Annotated in this window: 7 protein-coding genes; all 7 read left to right on the top strand. The window is 69.7% G+C overall.

Annotation, left to right across the window (positions count from 1 at the left end; genetic code table 11):
- Nucleotides 1-337 precede the first annotated feature (337 nt).
- On the top strand, nt 338-3,241 hold the full coding sequence (locus ACV530_RS28725; protein WP_494335553.1) for a condensation domain-containing protein: 2,904 nt from the start codon (nt 338-340) through the stop codon (nt 3,239-3,241).
- Between the two features lie 188 nt (nt 3,242-3,429).
- Nucleotides 3,430-4,179, top strand: a complete 750-nt coding sequence (locus tag ACV530_RS28730; protein ID WP_494335554.1) for a GHMP family kinase ATP-binding protein — start codon at nt 3,430-3,432, stop codon at nt 4,177-4,179.
- Nucleotides 4,180-4,229: 50 nt separating this feature from the next.
- Nucleotides 4,230-5,267, top strand: coding sequence for a cysteine synthase family protein (locus tag ACV530_RS28735; RefSeq protein ID WP_494335555.1), 1,038 nt, complete (start codon nt 4,230-4,232; stop codon nt 5,265-5,267).
- Entirely contained in the window at nt 5,264-7,993 is a 2,730-nt protein-coding gene (gene argH, locus ACV530_RS28740; RefSeq protein WP_494335556.1) for an argininosuccinate lyase, read from the top strand. The genes ACV530_RS28735 and argH overlap by 4 nt, the downstream gene beginning before the upstream one ends.
- Entirely contained in the window at nt 7,990-10,734 is a 2,745-nt protein-coding gene (locus ACV530_RS28745; protein WP_494335557.1) for a non-ribosomal peptide synthetase, read from the top strand. The genes argH and ACV530_RS28745 overlap by 4 nt, the downstream gene beginning before the upstream one ends.
- A gap of 27 nt (nt 10,735-10,761) precedes the next feature.
- Entirely contained in the window at nt 10,762-11,679 is a 918-nt protein-coding gene (locus ACV530_RS28750) for an ornithine carbamoyltransferase (RefSeq protein WP_494335558.1), read from the top strand.
- Nucleotides 11,680-11,755: 76 nt separating this feature from the next.
- A complete protein-coding gene (locus ACV530_RS28755; protein WP_494335559.1) occupies nt 11,756-22,549 on the top strand; it encodes an amino acid adenylation domain-containing protein in 10,794 nt (3,597 codons plus the stop codon).
- Nucleotides 22,550-22,562: the final 13 nt, after the last annotated feature.

Genomic DNA, 22,562 nt, shown 5'->3' on the forward strand with positions numbered 1-22,562 from the left:
TCCGTACGCGTACTCATTCCGATGGCGGGATACCTAGGCAGTGCTTCAACTGCCCTGATACCGGCCGTAACTGGCGACTCTGCCAGTGGATGTCGCTTCTTGCCTGAAGGGGTGGTTACCGGATGTAACGTCCGGATCGGTGAGGTATGTGATGTGGTGTGAGAGAGGTTATAGAGACTGGAGTTACACCTGAGACAGGAGCGATGTAGCGTGACGATCGGCCGTACGGTCGATCTTGGTGTGCTCGGTGTCATCGGCTTGAGCAGCAGGAACGTCAACTTAGGCAAGTGGGGGACATGCTGAAGTTTGCGCGGTTTTCGCGACCCTTGGGGACGTCATGATTCCGTTGTCGTTCGCGCAGCGGAGGCTGTGGTTCCTGTCGCGTCTGGAAGGCGCGGGCGGTGCGTACAACATGCCGATGCCGATGCGTTTGTCCGGGGTATTGGACCGTAATGCACTGAAGGCCGCATTGCGGGATGTCGTCGTACGGCACGAGAGTTTGCGGACCGTTGTCGGGGAGACCGACGGCGAGCCCTGTCAGGTCATCGTGGATGCGGACGCGGTCGAGCTGGATTACGCGGTGGTGCCGGTCGCTGGGGGCGAGGACGGGCTGGCGGAGCTTGTGGCCGCCGAAAGCGGTCGCGCTTTTGACGTGTCGGCCGATCTGCCTTTGCGAGCCCGCTTGTTCGTGTTGTCCGAGAACGAGCACATGCTGTTGCTCGTCGCGCATCACATCGCGTGTGACGGGTGGTCGCTTGATCCCCTGGTTCGCGATGTCTCGACCGCGTATGCGGCACGCTGTTCCGGCAGGGAGCCGGAGTGGGAAGAATTGCCCGTGCAGTACGCGGATTACGCGCTCTGGCAGCGGGAATTGCTCGGCGGCGAGGACGACCCGGACAGCGTCTCCAGCCAGCAGGTCGATTATTGGCGTTCTCAGCTTGACGGCTCTCCGGAGCTGCTGACGCTGCCCACGGACCGGCCGCGTCCTGCGACACCGAGCCACCGGGGCGACGTGATTCCGGTGCGGTTCGACCTGGCGACGCACCGGCGGCTGGCAGCGCTGGCCCGTGAGGCCGGCGTGAGCGTGTTCATGGTGGCGCAGGCGGCGTTCGCGGTGCTGATGAACCGGCTGGGCGCGGGTACGGACATTCCGGTGGGTGTGCCGGTCGCGGGGCGTACCGATGAGGGTCTTGATGACCTGGTGGGGTTCTTTGTCAATACGCTCGTGCTGCGGACGGATCTGTCGGGCGACCCGCGATTCCGGGATGTTCTGAATCAGGTCCGGGACACGAGTCTTGCGGCCCTGGAAAATCAGGACGTGCCGTTCGAGCGGCTCGTGGAGGTGCTCAATCCGGCACGTTCCGCGGCCTATCAGCCGCTGTTCCAGGTGATGTTGGCCTTCCAGAGCAGCCCGGTGGCGCATTTTCCGCTGCCGGGTCTGGACGTGAAGGTGCAGCCGGTGCCGAACGGCACGGCGAAGTTCGACCTGTGCCTGACGCTGGACGAGCGGTTCACGGACGATGGTGCCCAGCCGGCCGGGCTGGAGGGCGAACTCGAATTCGCCACCGATCTCTTCGACCGCGGTACCGCGGAGGCGATGGTCCGCTGGTTCGGGCGGATTCTGGACGCGGCGATCGCGGACCCGGGTGTGCGCCTCGGGGAGTTGGAGATCCTTTCTCCCGAGGAACGGCAGCAAGCCCTTGAGCTGCCCGGGGCCTTTGCCGCGTGGAGCCGGGGCCGGCACGACGTGACCGGTGACGAGCGGTTGTGCGTGCTCGATGAGAGCCTGCGGCCGGTACCGCCGGGTGTGGCCGGCGAGGTGTATGTGACGGGTGCCGACGGGCAGATGGCCCGTACCGGCGATCTCGCCCGCTGGCGTGCGGACGGGCGGTTCGAGCTGCTCGGCCGGGTCGCGGGGCGGCTCGTGATCGACGGCTACCGGATCGACCCCGACGAGGTCGAAGCCGTGCTGGCCCGGCACGCGTCGCTCGACGCGGTGGCCGTGATCGCCCGCGAGGGGCGGCTCGTGGCCTACGCCACGCCTGCCGACGGCGCGGCGGCTGTCGACCACGCTGCCGTGCTTCGCTTCGTCGGTGAGTCCCTGCCGGAATTCATGGTGCCGTCCGCGCTGTTGGTGCTGGACGAGATGCCGGCGGACCGTGCGGCGCTTCCGGCTCTTTCGGCCCTTTCGGATGATGTGAGCGTGCCGGGCGACGACGAGGACGACGCCGAGAAGCGGACGGCCGCCCTGTGCAACATCTTCGCCGACGTCCTCGGCATGGACGAGATCGAGGACTGGGAGAACTTCTTCGACCTCGGCGGGCATTCCCTGCTCGCGATGCGCATCATCAGCCGCATTCGCGCCGAATTCGGCGTGGACGTGTCCATTCAGACGGTCTTCGAGGCGCCGACTCCTGCTGCGCTGGCCAAGCGCCTTGTGGAGAAGACCGCCGAGAATCCGTTGCGGCCGCTGCTCCCGCTGCGGGCCACCGGCAGCAGACTGCCGCTGTTCTGTGTCCACCCCGGCGCGGGAATCGGCTGGACCTACGCCGGAATGCTGCGGCACATCGACCCGGACCGTCCGGTCTACGCACTGCAGGCCCACGGTCTGGACGGAGAGCGGGAACTCGCCGCCACGATCGATGCCATGGCCGCGGACTACGTGCGCCACATCCGGGAGGTCCAGCCGCAGGGCCCGTACCACCTGCTCGGCTGGTCGTTCGGCGGAGTGGTGGCGCAGGCCATGGCCGTCCAGCTGGAAAAGGCGGGGGAAAAGGTCGCGACGCTGGCCGTGCTCGACGCCTATCCGGTCGAGCAGAACGGTGAGCCGGAGCGGGTCGAGATCGACGAGCAGGACGTTCTCGCCACGATCCTCGACTTCTTCGGGCACGACGCGTCGGAGTTCGACGGTCCGCTGACCCATCAGGCGGTGAGCGAGGTCCTGTCCGCCGAGAGCGCCGGATTCCCGGGCCTTTCCGAGCATCACGTGCCGGCCATCGCCGCCGTGCAGACGAACAATGTGAACCTGCTCAACGCCCATGTTCCGGGCCGCTTCCACGGGGACGTGGTGTTCTTCACCGCGGCGGACGACGACATCGGCACCGCGGCCGAATGGGAGCCCCATGTGGGCGGGCACCTCCACAACCACGATGTCCCGTGCCTGCACAAGGACATGATGCAGCCCGAACCGCTCGAGGCGATCGGCCGGACCATGGCGAAATGGCTCACGGGGCAGCCTTGATCAACGGAACGGGGGGACGGCGGGGGATCATGGGCGCACCGGTACGGGCGGGCAAGGCGTGGATGGCGGCCCACCACGGTGAATTTCTTCAGGGGGTGTTCGCCGAAGGGCGGTCGCTGAGGCGGGGATTGGTGTCGGTTCCCTGCAGTCTTCATTTCTCGCAGGCGACTTTCGTAGCGTCGGATGTCGTGTCGGACGAGCCGTCCGTCACCGTGGAGCCGTCCTGGAAGACCAAGGCCCGGCGCGCGGCCGTCCTGGCCCTGCGGGAGCTGGGGCGACCGGCCATGGGCGGGCGGCTGCTGATCCGCGAGGACATTCCGTCCGGCCGTGGATTCGGTTCGTCCACCAGCGATGTGCTCGCCGCGATCGGGGCCGTGCAGGACGCCGTCGGCGCCGTGCTCCCGCCGTCCGTGGTCGCGAAACTGGCGGTGGACGCCGAAACGGCCTCGGACGCGCTGATGTTCGGGGACCGGGTCGTGCTGTTCGCGCACCGCGAGGGCGAGGTCATCGAGGAATTCGACGGAGCACTCGTGCCGTTGGGGGTCGTCGGATTCGGCACCAGTTCCGACGGCCTCGGCGTGGACACCCTCGGCCTGCCGCCCGCCCGCTACTCGTCCTGGGAGATCGAGGCGTTCCGGATGCTGCGCACCATGCTGCGCAACGCGGTCCGGGACAGGGACCCGGAATTGCTCGGCCGCGTGGCCACCGAGAGCGCACGGATCAATCAACGGCACCTGCCGGTCAAGGACTTCGACACGCTCGAGGACTTCGCGCGGCAGGCCGGTGGGGTCGGGGTGCAAGTGGCCCACAGCGGAGATGTGGCCGGTCTGCTCTTTCACGCCGAGGACCCGGATGTGGAAGCGCGGATGGACGCGGCCGGCGAATTGCTGACACGCCACGGCGTCACCGCGCAGTGGCGTTTCCGTACCGACAAGTGACAGCGACAGCGACACCGACAAGTGACACGGTTCTTCGGGGGAGAAGCACCATGCTGTACCAATCAATCGTCGAAGCAACCGAATTGCCGCGCATCATCCAGCTCGAACGGAACGTGTACGGCGCGGTGTTCAGCCTGATGAAACTGCTGCCGGCCCGCTTCATGCTCGACCGGGCCGAGGACAGCGGCGCACTGACTCCGCGGACGACCGTCATCGAGACGTCGTCCGGGACTTTCGCCCTGGGGCTCGCGATGGTGTGCCGGATGCGCGATTACCGCCTGAAGATCGTGGGCGATCCGGCGATCGACAAGAATCTGCGCGCCCGCCTCCGTGGCCTCGGCGCCGACGTGGAGATCGTGGAAAAGGCCGGTGCGCAGGGCGGATACCAGCGCGCCCGGCTGGACCGCGTGGCGGAGCTGTGCGAGCGGCACCCGGATCACTTCGTCCCGGGACAGTACGAGAACAAGGACAACCCCACCGCCTACGGCAAAGCGGCCGAACTGATCAGCTCCACCCTGGGCGGTGTCGACTGCCTGGTCGGCCCGGTCGGTTCCGGCGGCTCGACCGGCGGTATGGCGTCGTTCCTGCGGCTCACCGAACCGGACATGCGGCTCATCGGCGTCGACACGCACGGCAGCGTCCTCTTCGGCATGCAGGACGAGCACAGGATCGTCCGGGGTCTCGGCAACAGCCTCATGCCGGGGAATGTGCGGCACGACGCGTACGACGAAGTGCACTGGGTGAATGCGGGGGACACCTTCCGCGCCACCCGTGAACTCCACGAAACCAGAAGCCTGTTCATGGGGCCGACGAGCGGAGCGGCGTACCTGGTCGCGAAATGGTGGGCGGCCCGCCACCCCGACGCCAAGGTCGTCGTGATGCTCCCGGACGAGGGATACCGCTACCAGGACTCGGTCTATTCCGACGAATGGCTGCGGGAGAACGGCGTATGGCAGGACGCGCTTCCCGCCGAACCGGACACGGTCACCGGTCCCGGTGCCGCCGGTACCGGCTGGGCGCGCATGGAGTGGGGCAGACGGACACTCGCGCAGGTGCTGTCGGGGAGTTCCGAGGGAGCGGCGATATGAGCGGCGATATGGGCAGTGACATGAACGACATGCTGTTGTTGGTCGAGAGCAACACCACCGGGACCGGGCGTGAATTCGCCCGGCGCGCCGCCGAGTTCGGTGTCGTCCCCGTGCTGGTGACCACCGACCCCGAGCGCTATCCCTACATCCGCGAGGACGGGCTGCGGCACGTCGTCGCCGACACCTCGGACACCGAGGCGGTCCTGCGGGTCGCCCGCGAACTGGCGCGCGACGGCGGCACCGTGCGGGGCGTGACTTCCAGCTCCGAGTACTACGTGCCGACGGCCGCCGCCGCCGCCCGGGCCCTGGGCCTGCCCGGCCCGGACCCGGAGCTCGTGGCCCGGTGCCGCAACAAGGGCGAGCAGCGCCGTGTGCTGCACGAGGCCGGGGTGCCGGTGCCCGCGTTCGCGGTCGTGACGTCGCGGGACGAGGCGGCAGCGGCGGCGGTACGGCTCGGCCCGCCCGTCGTCGTCAAGCCCGTGCTGGGCTCGGGGAGCCTCGGCGTACGGCTGTGCGCGGACGGGCCGACGGCGGCCTCGCACGCCGCGGAGCTGTTGGCCGACACGACGAACGAGCGCGGCATGAGCCTCCCGGGCGAGGTGCTCGTGGAGTCGTACCTCAGCGGCGACGAGTTCTCCGTCGAGACGTTCGGCATGGACGTGGTCACGGTCGTCCGCAAACACGTCGGCCCCCTGCCGCAGTTCGTCGAGATCGGGCACGACGTCCCCGCCGGGATCGACCCCGCGCTGCGGTACGAGCTGGGCGCGATCGCGCAGCAGGCGGTGAAGGCGCTCGGGCTCGGCTGGGGAGCGGCCCACACCGAGATCCGGCTGCACGAGGGCCGCGGCCACGTGGTGGAGGTCAACCCCCGGCTCGCCGGCGGGCGCATCCCCGACCTGATCGGCCTCGCCCACGGTGCCGAGCTCGTACGGGCGCAGGTCATGGCGGCACTGGGCGAGACGGTGCCGCTCGGCCACCGGCGGCAGCGCCACGCCGCGATCCGGTTCCTCACCGCGGACGCGCCCTGCACCGTCGGCCCCGTGGACGGGGCCGTCCGCGGCGCCCGCGCGGTGCCCGGCGTCACCGACGCGTCCCTGTACCGCGCGGAGGGCGCGGCGGCGGGCACGCCCGTCGACTTCCGGGACCGGCTGGGCCACGTCGTCGCGGCGGCGGACGACCCAACGGCAGCCCGCGAAGCGGCCGAAGCCGGTCTCACCCGGCTCAAGGAGACCCTGCAGAACGTAAACCCGTCCGAGGTCGACACGGGCAGGCTCAAGACGCCGCTGCACGCGACCGCTCGGCGCATCCTCTTCACCGGCGAGTCCGCCGAGGAGTTCGGCCCCAGCCCGGAGCTGGACGCCATCACGGAGGTGGACCGCGCCCACCTGCTCATGCTGGCGCAGCAGGGCATCGCGGACATCGCCACGGTCCGGCTGCTGCTCGGCGAGATCGAGGCGCTGCGGGCCAGCGGCTTCGCCGAGGTGCTGGGCCGACCGGCGCCCCGCGGGCTGTACATGAGCTACGAGTCGTACCTCATCGAGAAGCTCGGCGCCGACGTCGGCGGCGTCCTGCACACCGGCCGGTCGCGCAACGACCTCAACGCGACCACGATCCGGCTGCGCATGCGGCGCCCGTACGGGGCGCTGCTGACGGAGACCGAGCAGCTCGCCTCCGTACTGGCGGAGCGGGCGGCCGAGTTCCGGGACGTGGTCATGCCCGCCTACACCCACCGGCAGCCGGCCGTGCCCATCACCTACGGCCACTACCTGACGGGCCTCGGCACTGCCGTGCTGCGCGGGCTGGACGGAGTGCTCCACGCCGGCGAGGAGATGGAGGTCAACCCGCTCGGCGCCGGTGCGGTCGGCGGGACCTCGGTGGCGGTCGACCAGGACCGCACCACCAGGCTCCTCGGCTTCGAGGCACCGGCCATGAATTCGGTGCACGCCGTGGCGTCCCGGGACTTCGTGCTGCGGTTGCTGTCGGCCCTCGGGGTGCTCGGGGTGACGGTGGCGAGGGCGGCGCAGGACTTCTCCGTGTGGACCACGGAGGAGGCCGGGCTGCTGCACGTCCCGGACGACCTGGTCGGGGCGAGCTCGATGATGCCGCAGAAGCGCAACCCCTTCGTGCTGGAGCACATCCAGGGCAAGGCGTCGGCACCGATCGGCGGATTCGTCGGCGCCGCCACGTCGATGCTGACCGCCGGCTACACGAACGCGATCGCGGTGGGCACCGAGGCGGTGTCCCACCTGTGGCCCGCACTGCGCGGCGGCACCGAAATGATGGTGCTGATGCGGCTGTTCACGGACGGCGTCCGGCCGGTGCCGGAGCGCATGACGGAGCGCGCCACCGCCGGATACACCGCCGCGACCCGCCTCGCGGAGCACCTGGTCGCCGGAGGCATGCCGTTCCGGGCCGCGCACCACGAGGTGGGCAGGCTCGTGCTCGAGGGGCTGTCCGCCGGGAAGCCACTGGACGACGTGGCGCGCGGCTACGTCGCCGGGCATCCCGAGCACGCGGACCTGCGTCCCGGCGCGCTCGCCCCCGATGCCGTGGTCGAGGCCGCGGAGTACGGCGGCGGGCCCGGCCCGGAGGCGACGCGGCGCGCACGGGAGGCGCTCGAGGCCGAACTGGCCCGGCTGAAGCGGCGTTCCGCCGACCGGCAGCAGCGCTGGGCGTCGGCCGCCGGGGAACTGCAAGCATCGGTCGAAGGGGTGCTGCGGGGATGACCGGGCAACTCACCTGGGCGCAGCAGGACTTGACGGAGGTCGCGGCTCACCACATCCGCCAGGACCGCTACCGGCTCGACGGCGCCTTCGACGCCGAAGCGTTCGCGGGCGCCTGGCGGCGCGTGGCCGCACGCCACGGCGTGCCGCATCTCGCCGAGACGCCGGTCGTCCTGGTGGACGCGCAGGGCGGCTCGGAGTCGGAGGAGGAGCGCCTGCTGGCCGGGCAGCGCGCGCTGGTGAGCGGCACCGCTCCGCTCGCCATCGCGGTCGTCCGCCTCGGCCCGGAGTCCCACCAACTCTGCTGGACCTACCAGCAGCTGCGGCTGGACCCGTGGAGCGTCAACCTCCTGCTCCACGAGGTGCTGACCTGCCTGGCCGGGTGGCCCCTCGCCGAGCCGGTGTCCTGCGAGGCGCTCCTGGAGTGGGAGCGGCAGCAGGACCTCGAGGCCGCGGGCCGCTACTGGCGGCAGCGCCTGGCAGGCGTCGAGACGCCCACCGAGACGCGCCTGGCCGGCGGCAGCGCGGCGGCGGGCGGCACCGCCGCCGTACAGCTCGCCCTTCCCGGCGAGTTGACCGCCGGGCTGACGCCGGTGCTCGCGGAGGCGGCATGGGCCTTCCTGCTGAGCCTGTACGCCGACACCGACGACGTCGTCTTCGGCGCCGTCCGCAGCCGCCGCGCACTGGACGTGCCGGGCGTGCGGGCCATGGTCGGATCGCTCGCGGGCACGGTTCCGGTGCGTACGCGCGTGGCGCCGGACGTCCTGCTCGGCGACTGGCTGCGGGAGTTCGCGGAGCAGACGGCGGGGGAGCAGCCCGCACCACTGTCGTCCCTCGATGCCGGACAGCCGCTGTTCGACTCGGTGGTGGAGTGTGTCGACGTCCCCGTGGAGCTGTTCCCTGCGGAGGTCACGCTGCTCGGCGCGGAGGCGGCACGTACCGCGTGCACGCTGAGCCTCGCGGTGCGCTGCGGCCGCGAGTTCCACGGCGAACTGCGGTACGACCCCTCCGCCGTCTCCGGCGAAGCCGCCGGGCAGCTGGCGCGCCAGTACGCGCACCTGCTGGGCGTACTGGCCGACGAGAGCAACCACGCCACTCCGCTCGGGGCGCTCGACCTGCTCGACGAGGCCGAACGCGAGCGTCTCGTACGGCGGTTCAACGACACCGCGGCCGACTACGACCGCACCGCCACCGTGCTGCACCGCTTCGCCGCGTGGGTGCGTGAGCAGCCCGATGCCGTCGCCGTCGAGGACGGTGCGCTGACGCTCACCTACGCCGAGCTGGACGAGAAGTCGTCCGCTCTCGCCGCCGTGCTCGTGGAGCGCGGCATCGCGGCGGACCACAGCGTGGGCACCTGCTTCGAGCGCTCGGCAGCGCTGGTCGTGGCCATGCTCGCGGTGGCCAAGGCAGGCGGCTGCTACCTCCCGCTGGACCCCGCCTACCCCGCATCGCGGCTCCGGCTGATGCTGGGCGATACGCGGACCCGGCTCGTCCTGGCCGACCGGCGCAGCGCCGGGCAGCTGTCGCTCGAGGAGCAGCAGTCGCTGATCGTCCTGGAGCAGGACGGTGAATGCAGCCTGGCCGCAGCAGAGTTGGGGCCGGAGATACGGGCGCTGCCCGACAGCACGGCGTACATCGTCTACACCTCGGGGTCGACCGGCACGCCCAAGGGCGTGGTCGTCCCGCACGCGGCCCTGACCTGGTTCGTGGCCAACGTGGACTACATCCGGCCCGGCCCGGGAGATGTGGTGGCGCTGGCGTCGAGCCCCGCGTTCGACGCGCTGACCTTCGACTGCTGGGTGGCGCTGAGCCATGGCGCCCGGCTGGCGGTGATCCCCAAGGAGGTCCTGCTGTCGTCGGCGGATCTCGCCCGCGCCCTGCGGACCTCCGGCGTGACGCTCATGTACATGACCGCAGCGCTGCTGGAGCAACTGTCACTGGAGGTACCGGACTTCGCGTCCGGGCTGCGCGTGCTGCTGTTCGGCGGACAGCAGGCCAACGTCGACGCGGTCGCGCTCGTACGGGAGAAGTCCGCGCCCGCCCGGCTGATGCAGGTCTACGGCCCCACGGAAACCACCGTGTGGAATGCCGTCCAGGTGGTGCCGGACGACATCACCGACGGCGTGATCCCGCTCGGGACACCGATCGAGAACTCCACGGAATACCTGCTCGACGAGCAACTGCGCCCTGTACCGGCCGGAGTTCCGGGAGAAGTCTTCATCGGCGGCGACGGCGTCACCCGCGGATATCTGGGCCGGCCCGAACTGACCGAGTCGCGCTTCCTGCCCAACCCCTTCGGCCCGGGCCGCCTTTACCGCACCGGCGACCTCGCGCGGTTCCGCGAGGACGGCTCGCTCGAATTCCTCGGCAGGGTCGACCATCAGGTGAAGATCCGCGGTTTCCGTATCGAGCTCGGCGAGGTCGAGTCGGCCCTGCGCGCCCACCACGCCGTCAGCGCGGCACTGGTGGTGGCACAGGAGATCGCCGGAAGCGGGCCGCAGCTCATCGCCTACCTGGTGCCCGACGAAGGCGCCGATCCGCTCACGCCGAGCGACGTCCGCACCTTCCTCGCCGACAAGCTGCCCGGATACATGATCCCGGCCGTCGTCATTCCGCTCGAGCGCATTCCGCTCACGCCGACCGGAAAAGTGGACCGCAAAGCGCTTCCGCTTCCGCTGACGCCCGATGGCCGCCTTGACCGGCGGAAGTTGGCGCAGATGTCCAGAAACCCTCGCAACTCCTGAACTCATCACTCCTGAAAGGGAGCAGTAATGAAGAGCCTGTTGTCCATCACCGACCTCGACGCCGGGACGCTCGCCGGTCTGGTCGACCGCGCGGTCGAGCTGGGGGCGACGGCGCGGCCGGAGCAGACGCTCGCGGGCAAGTCCGTCGGCATCTACTTCCGGCGCTCGTCCACGCGCACGCGCACCGCGTTCTGGTCGGCGGCGGCGCGTCTGGGCGCCCACACGATCTGCTACGGCCCGGACGACCTCCAGCTCGTGACCGGTGAATCGCTCGAGGACACCGGCCGGGTGCTCGGCAACTACCTGGACATCCTGGTGGCCCGCACCAACGACGACGTCGAGGAGATGCGGCGCCTCGCCTCGAGCGGCGAGCTGAGCATCGTCAACGCGCTGAGCACCTACGAGCACCCCACCCAGGCGCTGGCCGATCTCGCCATGCTCACCGAGGAGTTCGGCAGCCTCGCCGGCCGCGAGCTGCTGTACGTCGGCGAGGGCAACAGCACGGCCGCCGCCCTTGCCCTGGCCACCGCTCTGGTGCCCGACTTCCGTCTGACCATCGTGACGCCGCCCGCCTACGGCGTTCCCGACGAGGTCCTCACCCTCGCGGACAAGCTCGGCAACGGTGCGGCGGGCGTCGAGCAGCTGCACGACCTCGCCGCCGTCGACCGCACGGTGGACGCCGTCTACACGGCGCGCTGGAAGACCATGGGCGTGACCCACGACGACCCGAACTGGATCGACGCCTTCCGGCCCTACCAGGTCTCGTCCGAACTGATGGACCGCCTCAGCGCACCGCACACGATCTTCATGCACGACCTGCCCGCCATGCGCGGCGAGGATGTCGTCGACGAGGTCCTGGACGGCCCCCGCAGCCGCGCCTGGCGCCAGGCGTTCCACAAGATGACCGCCGCCATGGCGGTCCTCGAATGGTGCGCGGCCGAATAGCCGGGACGGCGTTACGCGGTAAGTCGCGGACGCATTCACATAGTTGATCAGTAATTCGACGGGGGACGTCATCGTCATGACAGAACAGCTCAATCCGGCCGCCCTGCCATTGTCGGCCGCACAGATGGGAGTCTGGCTCGCCCAGCAGCTGACTCCGGAAGACCACGGCTTCAACGTCTGCTACGAGCTGGATGTCCATGGTCCGCTTGACGTCCCGCTGCTCGAGCGGGCCGTGCACCGGGCGCTCCGGGAAACCGAGAACGGCTGCTGCGCCCTGGTCGAGGGAGACAACGGCCCGCTGCAAATCGTCAAGGATCTGGCCGAGTTCGTTCTGCCGGTGACGGATGTCAGTGGCGAGGAATCGCCCGAGCAGGCCGCACGGGATCTGACGGAGGCCATGCGCGTCCAGCCGGTCGACCTCGCGAACAGCATTCCGCGGGCGACGTTGTTCCGGCTGGCGGACGACCGGCATGCGCTGACCCTGCACAGCCACCACCTCTTCGGTGACGGATTCAGTGCCCCGCTGGTCATCGCGCGCATCGCCGAGATCTACGCGGCCCTGTGCAAGGGCGAGGAGCCGGGGCCGACCCCGTTCTTCCCGCTGAAGGCCGTCCTCGACGAGGACACGGCCTACCGGGAGAGCGAACAGTTCGGGGAAGACCGGGAGTTCTGGTCGCGGCGGCTCGCCGACGCACCCGCGCCGGTCACCGTCTCCGGGAAGATCGGCCGGAGCAGCAACGGTGACATCCACCAGTCGACGGGCTATCTGTCGCAGGAGGATTTCCAGCGGCTCTCCGTTTCGGCGCGTGCCGCGCGGTCCACGTGGTCGGGTGTGCTCACCGCCGCCTATGCGGCCTACATCCACCGTCTGACGGGATCCTCCACCGTCACCGTCGAATTCCCGGTGCCGGCCCGTACCGGTGTCGTGAACCGGCGTACCCCCGGCATGTTGTCCAACGTGCTGCCGCTCGTCGTGACCGTCGACCCCGCGGCGACCGTGCACGATTTCGTGCGCACCGTGTCCGGGGAAGTACGGCAGCTGCTTCGCCACCAGCGGTACCGCCCCGAGGACATCCGCCGGGATCTGCGGAGTTCCCGGCAGGACTGGCAGGCGAGTGCCCCGCGCATCAACATCATGCCGTTCGCCGGGAACATTCCGTTCGGCAATTGCGAGGGCGCGCTGGTGCCCGTGTTCTCCGGACCCGTTCCGGACCTGTCGGTCGATGTGACCGTCCTGCCCGACGAAGGCGGCCTGCGTTTCGACGTCAAGGGCGACCGGGCCGGATACAGCGCCGAGGACGTGGCCGGACACCAGCGCCGCTTCCTCGGTTTCCTCAACCGTTTCGCGGCGGACCTGGAGTGCCCGGTCGGGCAGACCGAACTCCTCTCCGCCGAGGAACAGCACCAGGTCCTCTCGGTGTGGAGCGGTGCCGAGAACCGGAAGACTTCTGGTGACAGCCGCACCATCACCGAGATGTTCGAGGCCCAGGCCGCACGGACGCCCGACGCGATCGCGCTGACCTTCGGGGACACCCGGCTGACGTACCGCGAACTCGACGAGCGGGCCAATCAGTTGGCGCATCGCCTCGTCGAGCACGGTGCGGGACCGGAGCGATTCGTCGCCCTGTGTCTTTCGCGCTCGGCCGAGCTGGTCGTCGCGGTGCTGGCCGTCCTCAAATCGGGTGCGGCGTACCTTCCGGTCGACCAGGACTATCCCGCCGACCGTATCGTCGGAATGCTGGCGGACACCGACCCGGTCCTGATGCTGGCCGACGGATACACGGCACCCCGGCTCCCGGAATCCGTGACACCGCTCCGCCTGGACGACGACGCCGTAAAGGCCGACATCGCCCGCCGCCCGGTCACGCGGCCGGACAGCGCGCTCTCCCTCTCCCCGGGCCACGCCGCGTACGTCATCTACACTTCCGGCTCCACCGGCCGCCCCAAGGGCGTCGTCATTCCGCACCGGAACGTCATCCGCCTGCTGGAATCCACGGACCACTGGTTCGGCTTCGGCCCGGACGACGTATGGACGCTGTTCCACTCCTACGCCTTCGACTTCTCGGTGTGGGAAATCTGGGGCGCGCTCCTCAAGGGCGGACGGCTCGTCGTGGTGCCCTATGACACGAGCCGTTCCCCGGCCGATTTCGTCGGTCTGCTGGCCGCGGAGCGCGTCACGGTCCTCAATCAGACCCCGTCCGCCTTCTACCAGCTCATGCAGGCCGAACAGGACCGGCCCGATCTCGAACTCGCCCTGCGTTACGTGGTTTTCGGCGGTGAGGCCCTCGAGCCCGCGAAGCTGGCCGCGTGGTACGAGCGGCACGCTGATGACGCGCCGACGTTGGTCAACATGTACGGCATCACCGAGACGACCGTGCACGTGACCTACCGCCCGCTCGACCGGAATTCCGTCACCGCCAACCAGGGCAGCGTGATCGGCGCCGGAATTCCCGACCTCCAGCTGTACGTACTGGACGCGGGGCTGCGTCCGGTGCCGGTCGGTGTCGTGGGCGAGCTGTATGTGGCCGGTGCCGGGCTGGCGCGCGGATACCTGGGACGGCCGGGGCTGTCCGCGGAGCGGTTCGTCGTCGACCCGTTCGGTGGTGCCGGCGAGCGGATGTACCGCACCGGTGACCTGGTGCGCTGGTCGGGTGCGGGCGAGCTCGAGTTCATGGGGCGCGCGGACGACCAGGTGAAGGTGCGCGGTTTCCGTATCGAACTGGGTGAGATCGAGGCGGTGTTGTCTCGTGCCGCTGATGTTGCCCAGGTTGCGGTGGTGGTACGCGAGGACCGTCCCGGTGACCGGCGTCTGGTGGCGTATGTGGTGCCGTCGGGCGGTGCGGTGGATACGGCGGAGCTGCGCGGGTTTGTGGCGGAGGCGTTGCCGGAGTTCATGGTGCCGTCGACGTTCGTGGTGCTGGACGCACTTCCGCTGACCGGTAACGGGAAGCTGGACCGGCGGGCGCTGCCGGTGCCGGATTACGCGGGTGCGGTGGACGGTGGTCGTGGTCCGCGTAATTCGCGCGAGGAGATTCTCTGCGGTCTGTTCGCCGAGATCCTCGGTGTGCCGAGTGTGGGAATCGACGACGACTTCTTCGCGCTGGGCGGGCATTCGCTGCTGGCGACGCGGGTGATCAGCCGTATCCGTGCCGTCTTCGGCGTCGACCTGCCGGTGCGGGCGCTGTTCCTGTCGCCGACGGTCGCGGGGTTGTCGCCGCTGATTGATGCGGGTGTGGGCGGTCGTCCGGCGCTCGTGGCGGCCGAGTCGCGGCCGGAGGCGCTGCCGGTCTCGTTCGCACAGCAGCGGCTGTGGTTCCTCAACCGTCTCGAAGGCGTGAGTGGCACCTACAACCTGCCGATTCCGCTCCGTCTTTCCGGAACCGTCGACCATGAAGCGGTGAAGGCCGCGCTGCGTGATGTGATGGCGCGGCACGAAAGCCTGCGCACCCTGGTCGTCGAGGGCACCGACGGCGAACCGCGCCAGCAGGTGGTGGACGCGGCCGAGGCGGAGCTGGACTACGCCCTGCTGCCGGTCGCCGATGAGGACGAGCTCGCCGAGCGGACGGCCGCCGAGGGCAATCGCGGATTCGAGCTCGCGACGGAATTGCCATTGCGTGCGCGGGTGTTCGCGCTGTCGGAGTCGGAGCATGTGCTGTTGCTGGTCGTGCATCACATCGCGTGTGACGGCTGGTCGCTGGCGCCGCTGGTGCGGGACGTCTCCGTGGCGTACGCCGCGCATTGCTCGGGGGAGTCCCCGGAATGGGACGCCCTGCCGGTGCAGTACGCGGATTACGCGCTGTGGCAGCGGGAGTTGCTGGGCAGCGAGGGCGATGCGGAGAGCGTCTCCAGCCGTCAGCTCGCGTACTGGCGTGATCAGCTGGCCGGTATTCCGGACCAGCTGACGCTCCCCACCGACCGCCCACGCCCCGCCACCCCCAGCCACAAGGGTGGTGTGGTGCCGGTGCGCCTGGACGTGGAGACGCACGAGCAGGTCATCGCGCTGGCCCGCGAGGCCGGGGTGAGCGTCTTCATGCTGATGCAGGCCGCATTCGCCGCCCTGTTGAACCGTCTGGGCGCGGGGACGGACATTCCGGTGGGTGTGCCGGTGGCCGGTCGTACGGACGAGGCGCTCAACGATCTGGTCGGCTTCTTCGTCAACACGCTGGTGCTGCGTACGGACGTGTCGGGCGACCCCCGCTTCCGCGATGTGCTGGCGCGGGTGCGTGACACGAGCCTGGCGGCTTTCGAGCACCAGGACGTGCCGTTCGAGCGGCTTGTCGAGGTACTCAACCCGGTGCGTTCGGCGGCGTATCAGCCCCTGTTCCAAGTCATGCTCGCCTTCCAGAGCAACCCGGTCGCGGACTTCCCGCTGCCCGGCCTGGACGTGAGCGTCCAGCCCGTTCCCAACGGCACGGCGAAGTTCGACCTGACCCTGACCGTGGACGAGCGGTTCACGGACGGCGACGGCAGCCCGGCCGGTTTCGAGGGCGAGCTGGAATTCGCCACCGATCTCTTCGACCGCGAGACCGCCGAGGCGATCGTGCGGCGGTTCGAGCGGTTGTTGTCGGTGGTGCTGGCGGATCCGGATGTGCGTCTGGGTTCGGTGGATGTGCTGGGCGAGGAGGAGCGGCGCCGGGTCCTGGTCGAGTGGAACGACACGGGCGTGGACCGTCAGCGGTTGAGCGTCCCGGAGTTGTTCGAGGCGCAGGTGGCGCGTACTCCGCAGGCGGATGCGGTGGTGTGTGCGGGGTCGGCGGTGAGTTTCGCGGAGCTGAACGCGCGGGCGAACCGTCTGGCGCGTCATCTGCTCGAACTCGGTGTGGGTGCCGAGCAGTTCGTCGCCTTGGCGCTGCCGCGCAGCACGGAGTTCGTGGTGGCGGTGCTGGCGGTGTTGAAGGCGGGTGCGGCATATCTGCCCGTCGACCCGGACTATCCGGCGGACCGCATCGCGTACATGCTCGAGGACGCGCAGCCCACCCTCGTGCTCACCACGCGCGACGACGCTCTCCCCGGTGACGTCCGGCAGGTCGTCCTCGACGACCCCGAGACGGCTGACCTCATCGCGTCCCGCCCGGACGACAACCCGGCGCTTCCGCTCCGGCCCGAGAGCCCCGCCTACCTCATCTACACCTCCGGCTCGACGGGCCGCCCCAAGGGCGTCGTGGTCGAGCACCGGGGCCTCGCCAACCTGGCCCAGGTCTACAGCGGCGAATCGGCCCTCTTCACGACCGCCCTCACTCGCCTCGGCGACCGCAGGCTCCGCGTCGCGCACACCGCGTCCTGGTCCTTCGACGCCTCGTGGGACCCGATGCTGTGGATGATCGACGGCCACGAACTGCACATCATCGAGGACGAGGTCCGGCTGGACGCCGAAACCTTCGTGCGCTACGTCCGGGACCACCGGATTGACTACGTGGACGGAACGCCCACCTACCTCCAGCAGCTCATGTCCTTCGGCCTACTGGATGTTGGAGGCCATGTCCCGCTGATGCTCGTCGTGGGCGGCGAGGCCATCCCGCAGGCGATGTGGGACGAGCTCGCGGCCGGCCAGGACACCGTTGCCTACAACACCTACGGGCCGACGGAGTGCACGGTCGACTCCGTCGACGGCGAGATCACCGCCGACAGCCCGCAGCCGGTGATCGGACGGCCGATCTCCCGGGCGCGGACCTATGTGCTGGACGCGGGGCTGCGTCCGGTGCCGGTCGGTGTCGTGGGCGAGCTGTATGTGGCCGGTGCCGGTCTGGGCCGGGGCTACCTGGGACGGCCGGGGCTGACGGCGGAGCGGTTCGTCGCCGATCCGTTCGGTGGTGCCGGCGAGCGGATGTACCGCACCGGTGACCTGGTGCGCTGGACCCGCACCGGCGAGCTCGAGTTCCTCGGCCGCGCCGACGACCAGGTGAAGATCCGGGGCTTCCGTATCGAACTGGGCGAGATCGAGGCGGTGTTGTCCCGCTCGGCAGAGGTCGCCCAGGTTGCGGTGGTGGTGCGCGAGGACCGCCCCGGTGACCGGCGTCTGGTGGCGTACGTAGTGCCGTCGGGCAGCTCGGTCGATGCGGCGGAGCTGCGCGGGTTTGTGGCGGAGGCGCTGCCGGAGTTCATGGTGCCGTCGGCGTTCGTGGTGCTGGACGCGCTGCCGTTGACCGGTAACGGGAAGCTGGACCGCCGGGCGCTGCCGATGCCGGATTACGCGGGTGCGGTGGAAGGCCGCGGACCGCGCAATCCGCGCGAGGAGACCCTCTGCGGCCTGTTCGCCGAGATCCTCGGCGTGCCGGGCGTGGGAATCGACGACGACTTCTTCGCCCTGGGCGGGCATTCGCTGCTGGCGACGCGGGTGATCAGCCGTATCCGTGCCGTCTTCGGCGTCGACCTGCCGGTGCGGGCGCTGTTCCAGTCGCCGACCGTTGCCGGGCTGTCCGCACTGGTCGTCGAGGGTGCGGGCGGTCGTCCGGCGCTCGTGGCGGCCGAGTCGCGGCCGGAGGCGCTGCCGGTCTCGTTCGCGCAGCAGCGGCTGTGGTTCCTCAACCGCTTCGAAGGCGCCACCGGCACCTACAACATGGCCATGCCCCTGCGGCTGTCCGGTCCCTTGGACCGTGACGCGCTGAAGGCAGCCCTGCGCGATGTCGCCGTCCGGCACGAGATCCTGCGGACCACCGTCGTCGAGACGGACGGTGGCGCACCCTGCCAGCGCATCGTCGCACCTGAGGCGATGGAGCTGGACTACGCGGTCGTGCCGGTCTCCGGTGAGGACGAGCTGACGGCGCTGGTGACGGCCGAAGGCGGCCGAGGCTTCGACCTTTCGGTCGATTTGCCGTTGCGTGCGCGGGTGTTCGCACTGTCGGAGTCGGAGCATGTGCTGTTGCTCGTCGTGCATCACATCGCGTGTGACGGCTGGTCGCTGGCGCCGCTGGTGCGGGACGTCTCCGTGGCGTACGCCGCGCATTGCTCGGGCGAGTCTCCGGAATGGGACGCCCTGCCGGTGCAGTACGCGGATTACGCGCTGTGGCAGCGGGAGTTGCTGGGCAGTGAGGACGACCTGGAGAGCGTCTCCAGTCGCCAGCTCGCGTACTGGCGTGATCAGCTGGCCGGAATTCCGGACCAGCTGACGCTCCCCACCGACCGCCCGCGCCCCGCCACCCCCAGCCACCGAGGCGAGCGGATCACCTTCTCCCTCGCCCCCGAGGTGCACGACAACCTCGGCACGCTGGCCCGCGAATCCGGGGTGAGCGTGTTCATGGTTCTCCAGGCAGCGTTCGCCGCCCTGTTGAACCGTCTGGGCGCGGGGACGGATATTCCGGTGGGTGTGCCGGTGGCCGGTCGTACGGACGAGGCGCTCAACGACCTGGTCGGCTTCTTCGTCAACACGCTCGTGCTGCGTACGGACGTGTCGGGCGACCCCCGCTTCCGGGACGTCGTGGCGCGGGTGCGTGACACGAGCCTGGCGGCTTTCGAGCACCAGGACATCCCGTTCGAGCGGCTCGTCGAGGTGCTCAACCCGACGCGCTCGACGGCGTACCAGCCCCTGTTCCAGGTCATGCTGGCGCTGCAGAACAACGCCGAGGAATCGGTCGAGTTGGCGGGGCTCCGGGTCCAGGAGCAGATGCTGGACGTGGGCACCTCCAAGTTCGACATGTCGTGGAGCCTGACCGAGCGCTTCACCGAGGACGGACGCGGTGCGGGCGTCGACGGTGACGTCGAGTACGCCACGGACCTCTTCGACCGCGACACCGTGGCGGCCATGGTCCGACGGTTCGAGCGGTTGTTGTCGGTGGTGCTGGCGGATCCGGATGTGCGTCTGGGTTCGGTGGATGTGCTGGGTGAGGAGGAGCGGCGCCGGGTCCTGGTCGAGTGGAACGACACAGGTGCGGACCGTCAGTGGGTGAGCGTCCCGGAGCTGTTCGAGGCGCAGGTGGCGCGTACTCCGCAGGCGGATGCGGTGGTGTGTGCGGGTTCGGTGGTGAGCTTCGCCGAGCTGAACGCGCGAGCGAACCGTCTGGCGCGTCACCTGCTCGAACTCGGTGTGGGTGCCGAGCAGTTCGTGGCTTTGGCGCTGCCGCGCAGCACGGAGTTCGTGGTGGCGGTGCTGGCGGTGCTGAAGGCGGGTGCGGCATATCTGCCCGTCGACCCGGACTATCCGGCGGACCGCATCGCGTACATGCTCGAGGACGCGCAGCCCACCCTCGTGCTCACCACGCGCGACCACGCTCTCCCCGGCGACGTCCGGCAGGTCGTCCTCGACGACCCGGACACCGCCGGCGAGTTGGCCGCGCGGCCCGCGGACGACGTGGACGTTCCGCAGCGGACCGCGTCGTCGGCGTACGTCATCTACACCTCCGGCTCGACGGGACGCCCCAAGGGCGTCGTCGTGCCGCAGAGCAGCCTCGTCAACTTCCTCGCGGCCATGCAGGAGAGGTTCGGGCTCGGCGCCGGCGACCGGCTGCTGGCGGTCACGACGTTCGGGTTCGACATCGCGGGCCTGGAGGTCTTCCTGCCGCTGCTGAACGGCGCCGCCGTCGTGTTGGCCGGCCGGGACGCGGTACGCGACACCGCCGCGCTGCGCGAGCTCGTCACCGGCTCCGGCATCACGGTGATGCAGGCGACGCCGAGCCTGTGGCGCGTGGCGGTCGCCGACGGCATCCCGCTGGACGGGGTGCGCGTCCTGGTCGGCGGCGAGCCGCTGCCGGAGGACCTGGCGAAGTCCCTGGTGGCGGCGGCCCGTTCGGTGACGAACATGTACGGGCCGACGGAGACGACGATCTGGTCGACCGCCTCCGCCCTGGACGAGCGGTCGGCCGCCGCGCCCGGGATCGGCCGTCCGATCGCCAACACGCAGGTGTACGTGCTGGACGCACAGCTGCGCCCCGTGCCGGCGGGCGTCGCCGGCGAGCTCTACATCGCCGGTGAGGGCGTGGTCCGGGGCTACCGGGGTCGGCCCGGGCTGACGGCCGAGCGCTTCGTCCCCGACCCGTTCGCCTCCACCGGCTCCGGGGCCCGGATGTACCGCACCGGCGACCTGGCCCGCTGGTCCCGCACCGGCGAGCTGGAGTTCATCGGCCGCGCCGACGACCAGGTCAAGGTGCGCGGCTTCCGGATCGAGCTCGGGGAGATCGAGTCCGTCCTGGCCCAGCACCCCCGGGTCGGCTCGGTCGCGGTGACCGTGCGCGAGGACCGCCCCGGTGACAAGCGGCTCGTGGCCTATGTGGTGCCCGGCACCGCGGAGGACGTCCGGGACGAGGCCGACGACGAGCACCGGGTCGGCGAGTGGCAGAACATCTACGACAACGTCTATGCCGAGGCGGGGTCGGCCGAGTTCGGCGAGGACTTCGGGCTGTGGGTGAGCAGTTACGACGGTGAGAGGATCCCGCTCGCCCAGATGCACCAGTGGCGGGACGCGGCCGTCGCGCGCGTTCGCGACTACGCACCCCGCCGCATTCTGGAGATAGGCGTCGGCAGCGGACTCCTGCTGTCCCGGCTGGCCCGGGACTGCGAGTCCTACTGGGGAACGGACTTCTCCGGACCGGTGATCGATGCGCTGCGCACCCAGGTGGCACGCATTCCGGAACTGGCGGACAAGGTGGAGCTGCGGCAGCAGCCGGCCCATGTGGCGGACGGCCTGCCGACGGAATTCTTCGACGCCGTCGTGGTGAACTCGGTCGTCCAGTACTTCCCCGGTGCCGATTACCTGGCCGAGGTCATCGGCAGGGTGACGCAACTGCTCGCACCGGGCGGTGTGATCGTCGTGGGTGACGTCAGAAACCTGCGACTGCTCGACGCTTTCCACACCGACGTACAGTCCCACCGGGCGGAAGAGGGCGACGGCCCCGAGGAGTTGCGCCAGAAGGCGGAGCGGGCCGCGCTCATGGAGAAGGAACTGCTCATCGAGCCGGAGTTCTTCATGGCGATGGCCGACACGATTCCCGGACTCGGCGGTGCGGACATCCGCATCAAGCGCGGTGAACACCACAACGAACTGACCCGTTACCGCTATGAGGCCGTCCTGCACAAGAAGCCCGCGGAATCGCTGGTTTCGCTGCGCGACGCGGAAATCCTGGAGTGGCGTGCGGACGCCGACGAACTCGATGCCGTCGCCGACTATGTGGCGCGGAAGCGTCCGGCCCGGCTGCGGGTCAAGGGAGTTCCCAACGGGCGTGTGATACGGGAGGGGGCATCGCGCGGCGTGGACCCGGAAACCTTCTGTGCCATGGGCGAGCGGCTCGGCTACCAGGTCGCTGCCACCTGGTCCGGTGCGGGGCACGACGCCTTCGACGTACTCTTCGTCGACCCGGCCGAGGCCGGGGCCGAGGCGCCGATGACCGCGCTCACGGACCTCTATCTGCCGTCCGCCGCGACGGGGGAGCCCGGTTCTCATACCAATGTGCCGGCGACCGATTTCGAAGGCCCGGCAGTGGCTGCGGAGTTGCGCCGTTATGCGTCGGCAATGCTGCCGGATTACATGATGCCTGCGGCGTACGTCACTCTCGAGGCACTTCCGCTGACTCCCAACGGTAAGTTGGACCGGCGAGCTCTGCCGGCGCCCGACTTCGTCGCGAAGCCGGGGGGACGTGCCGCGAGAACGGCACAGGAGGAGGCATTGTGCGGGCTGTTCGCGGAAGTTCTCGGCGTGCCGTCGGTCGGCATCGACGATGACTTCTTCGACATGGGCGGGCATTCGATTCTGGTGACACGGCTCATCGGCCGGGTCCGTGCGGTCATGGGCGTCGAGTTGGGCATTCGGAGCGTCTTCGAAACCCCGACCGTGGCAGGCCTCGCCGAACACCTCGAGCGTGCGGAGAAGAGCGCGGAGAAGAACGCGGAGAAGAGCCGGAAACAGCGTCCCGCACTGCGCCGGATGCGCCCGGCAGGGCAGTAGGAAACAGCAGGAA

Source organism: Streptomyces sp. SX-6 (assembly GCF_059089585.1).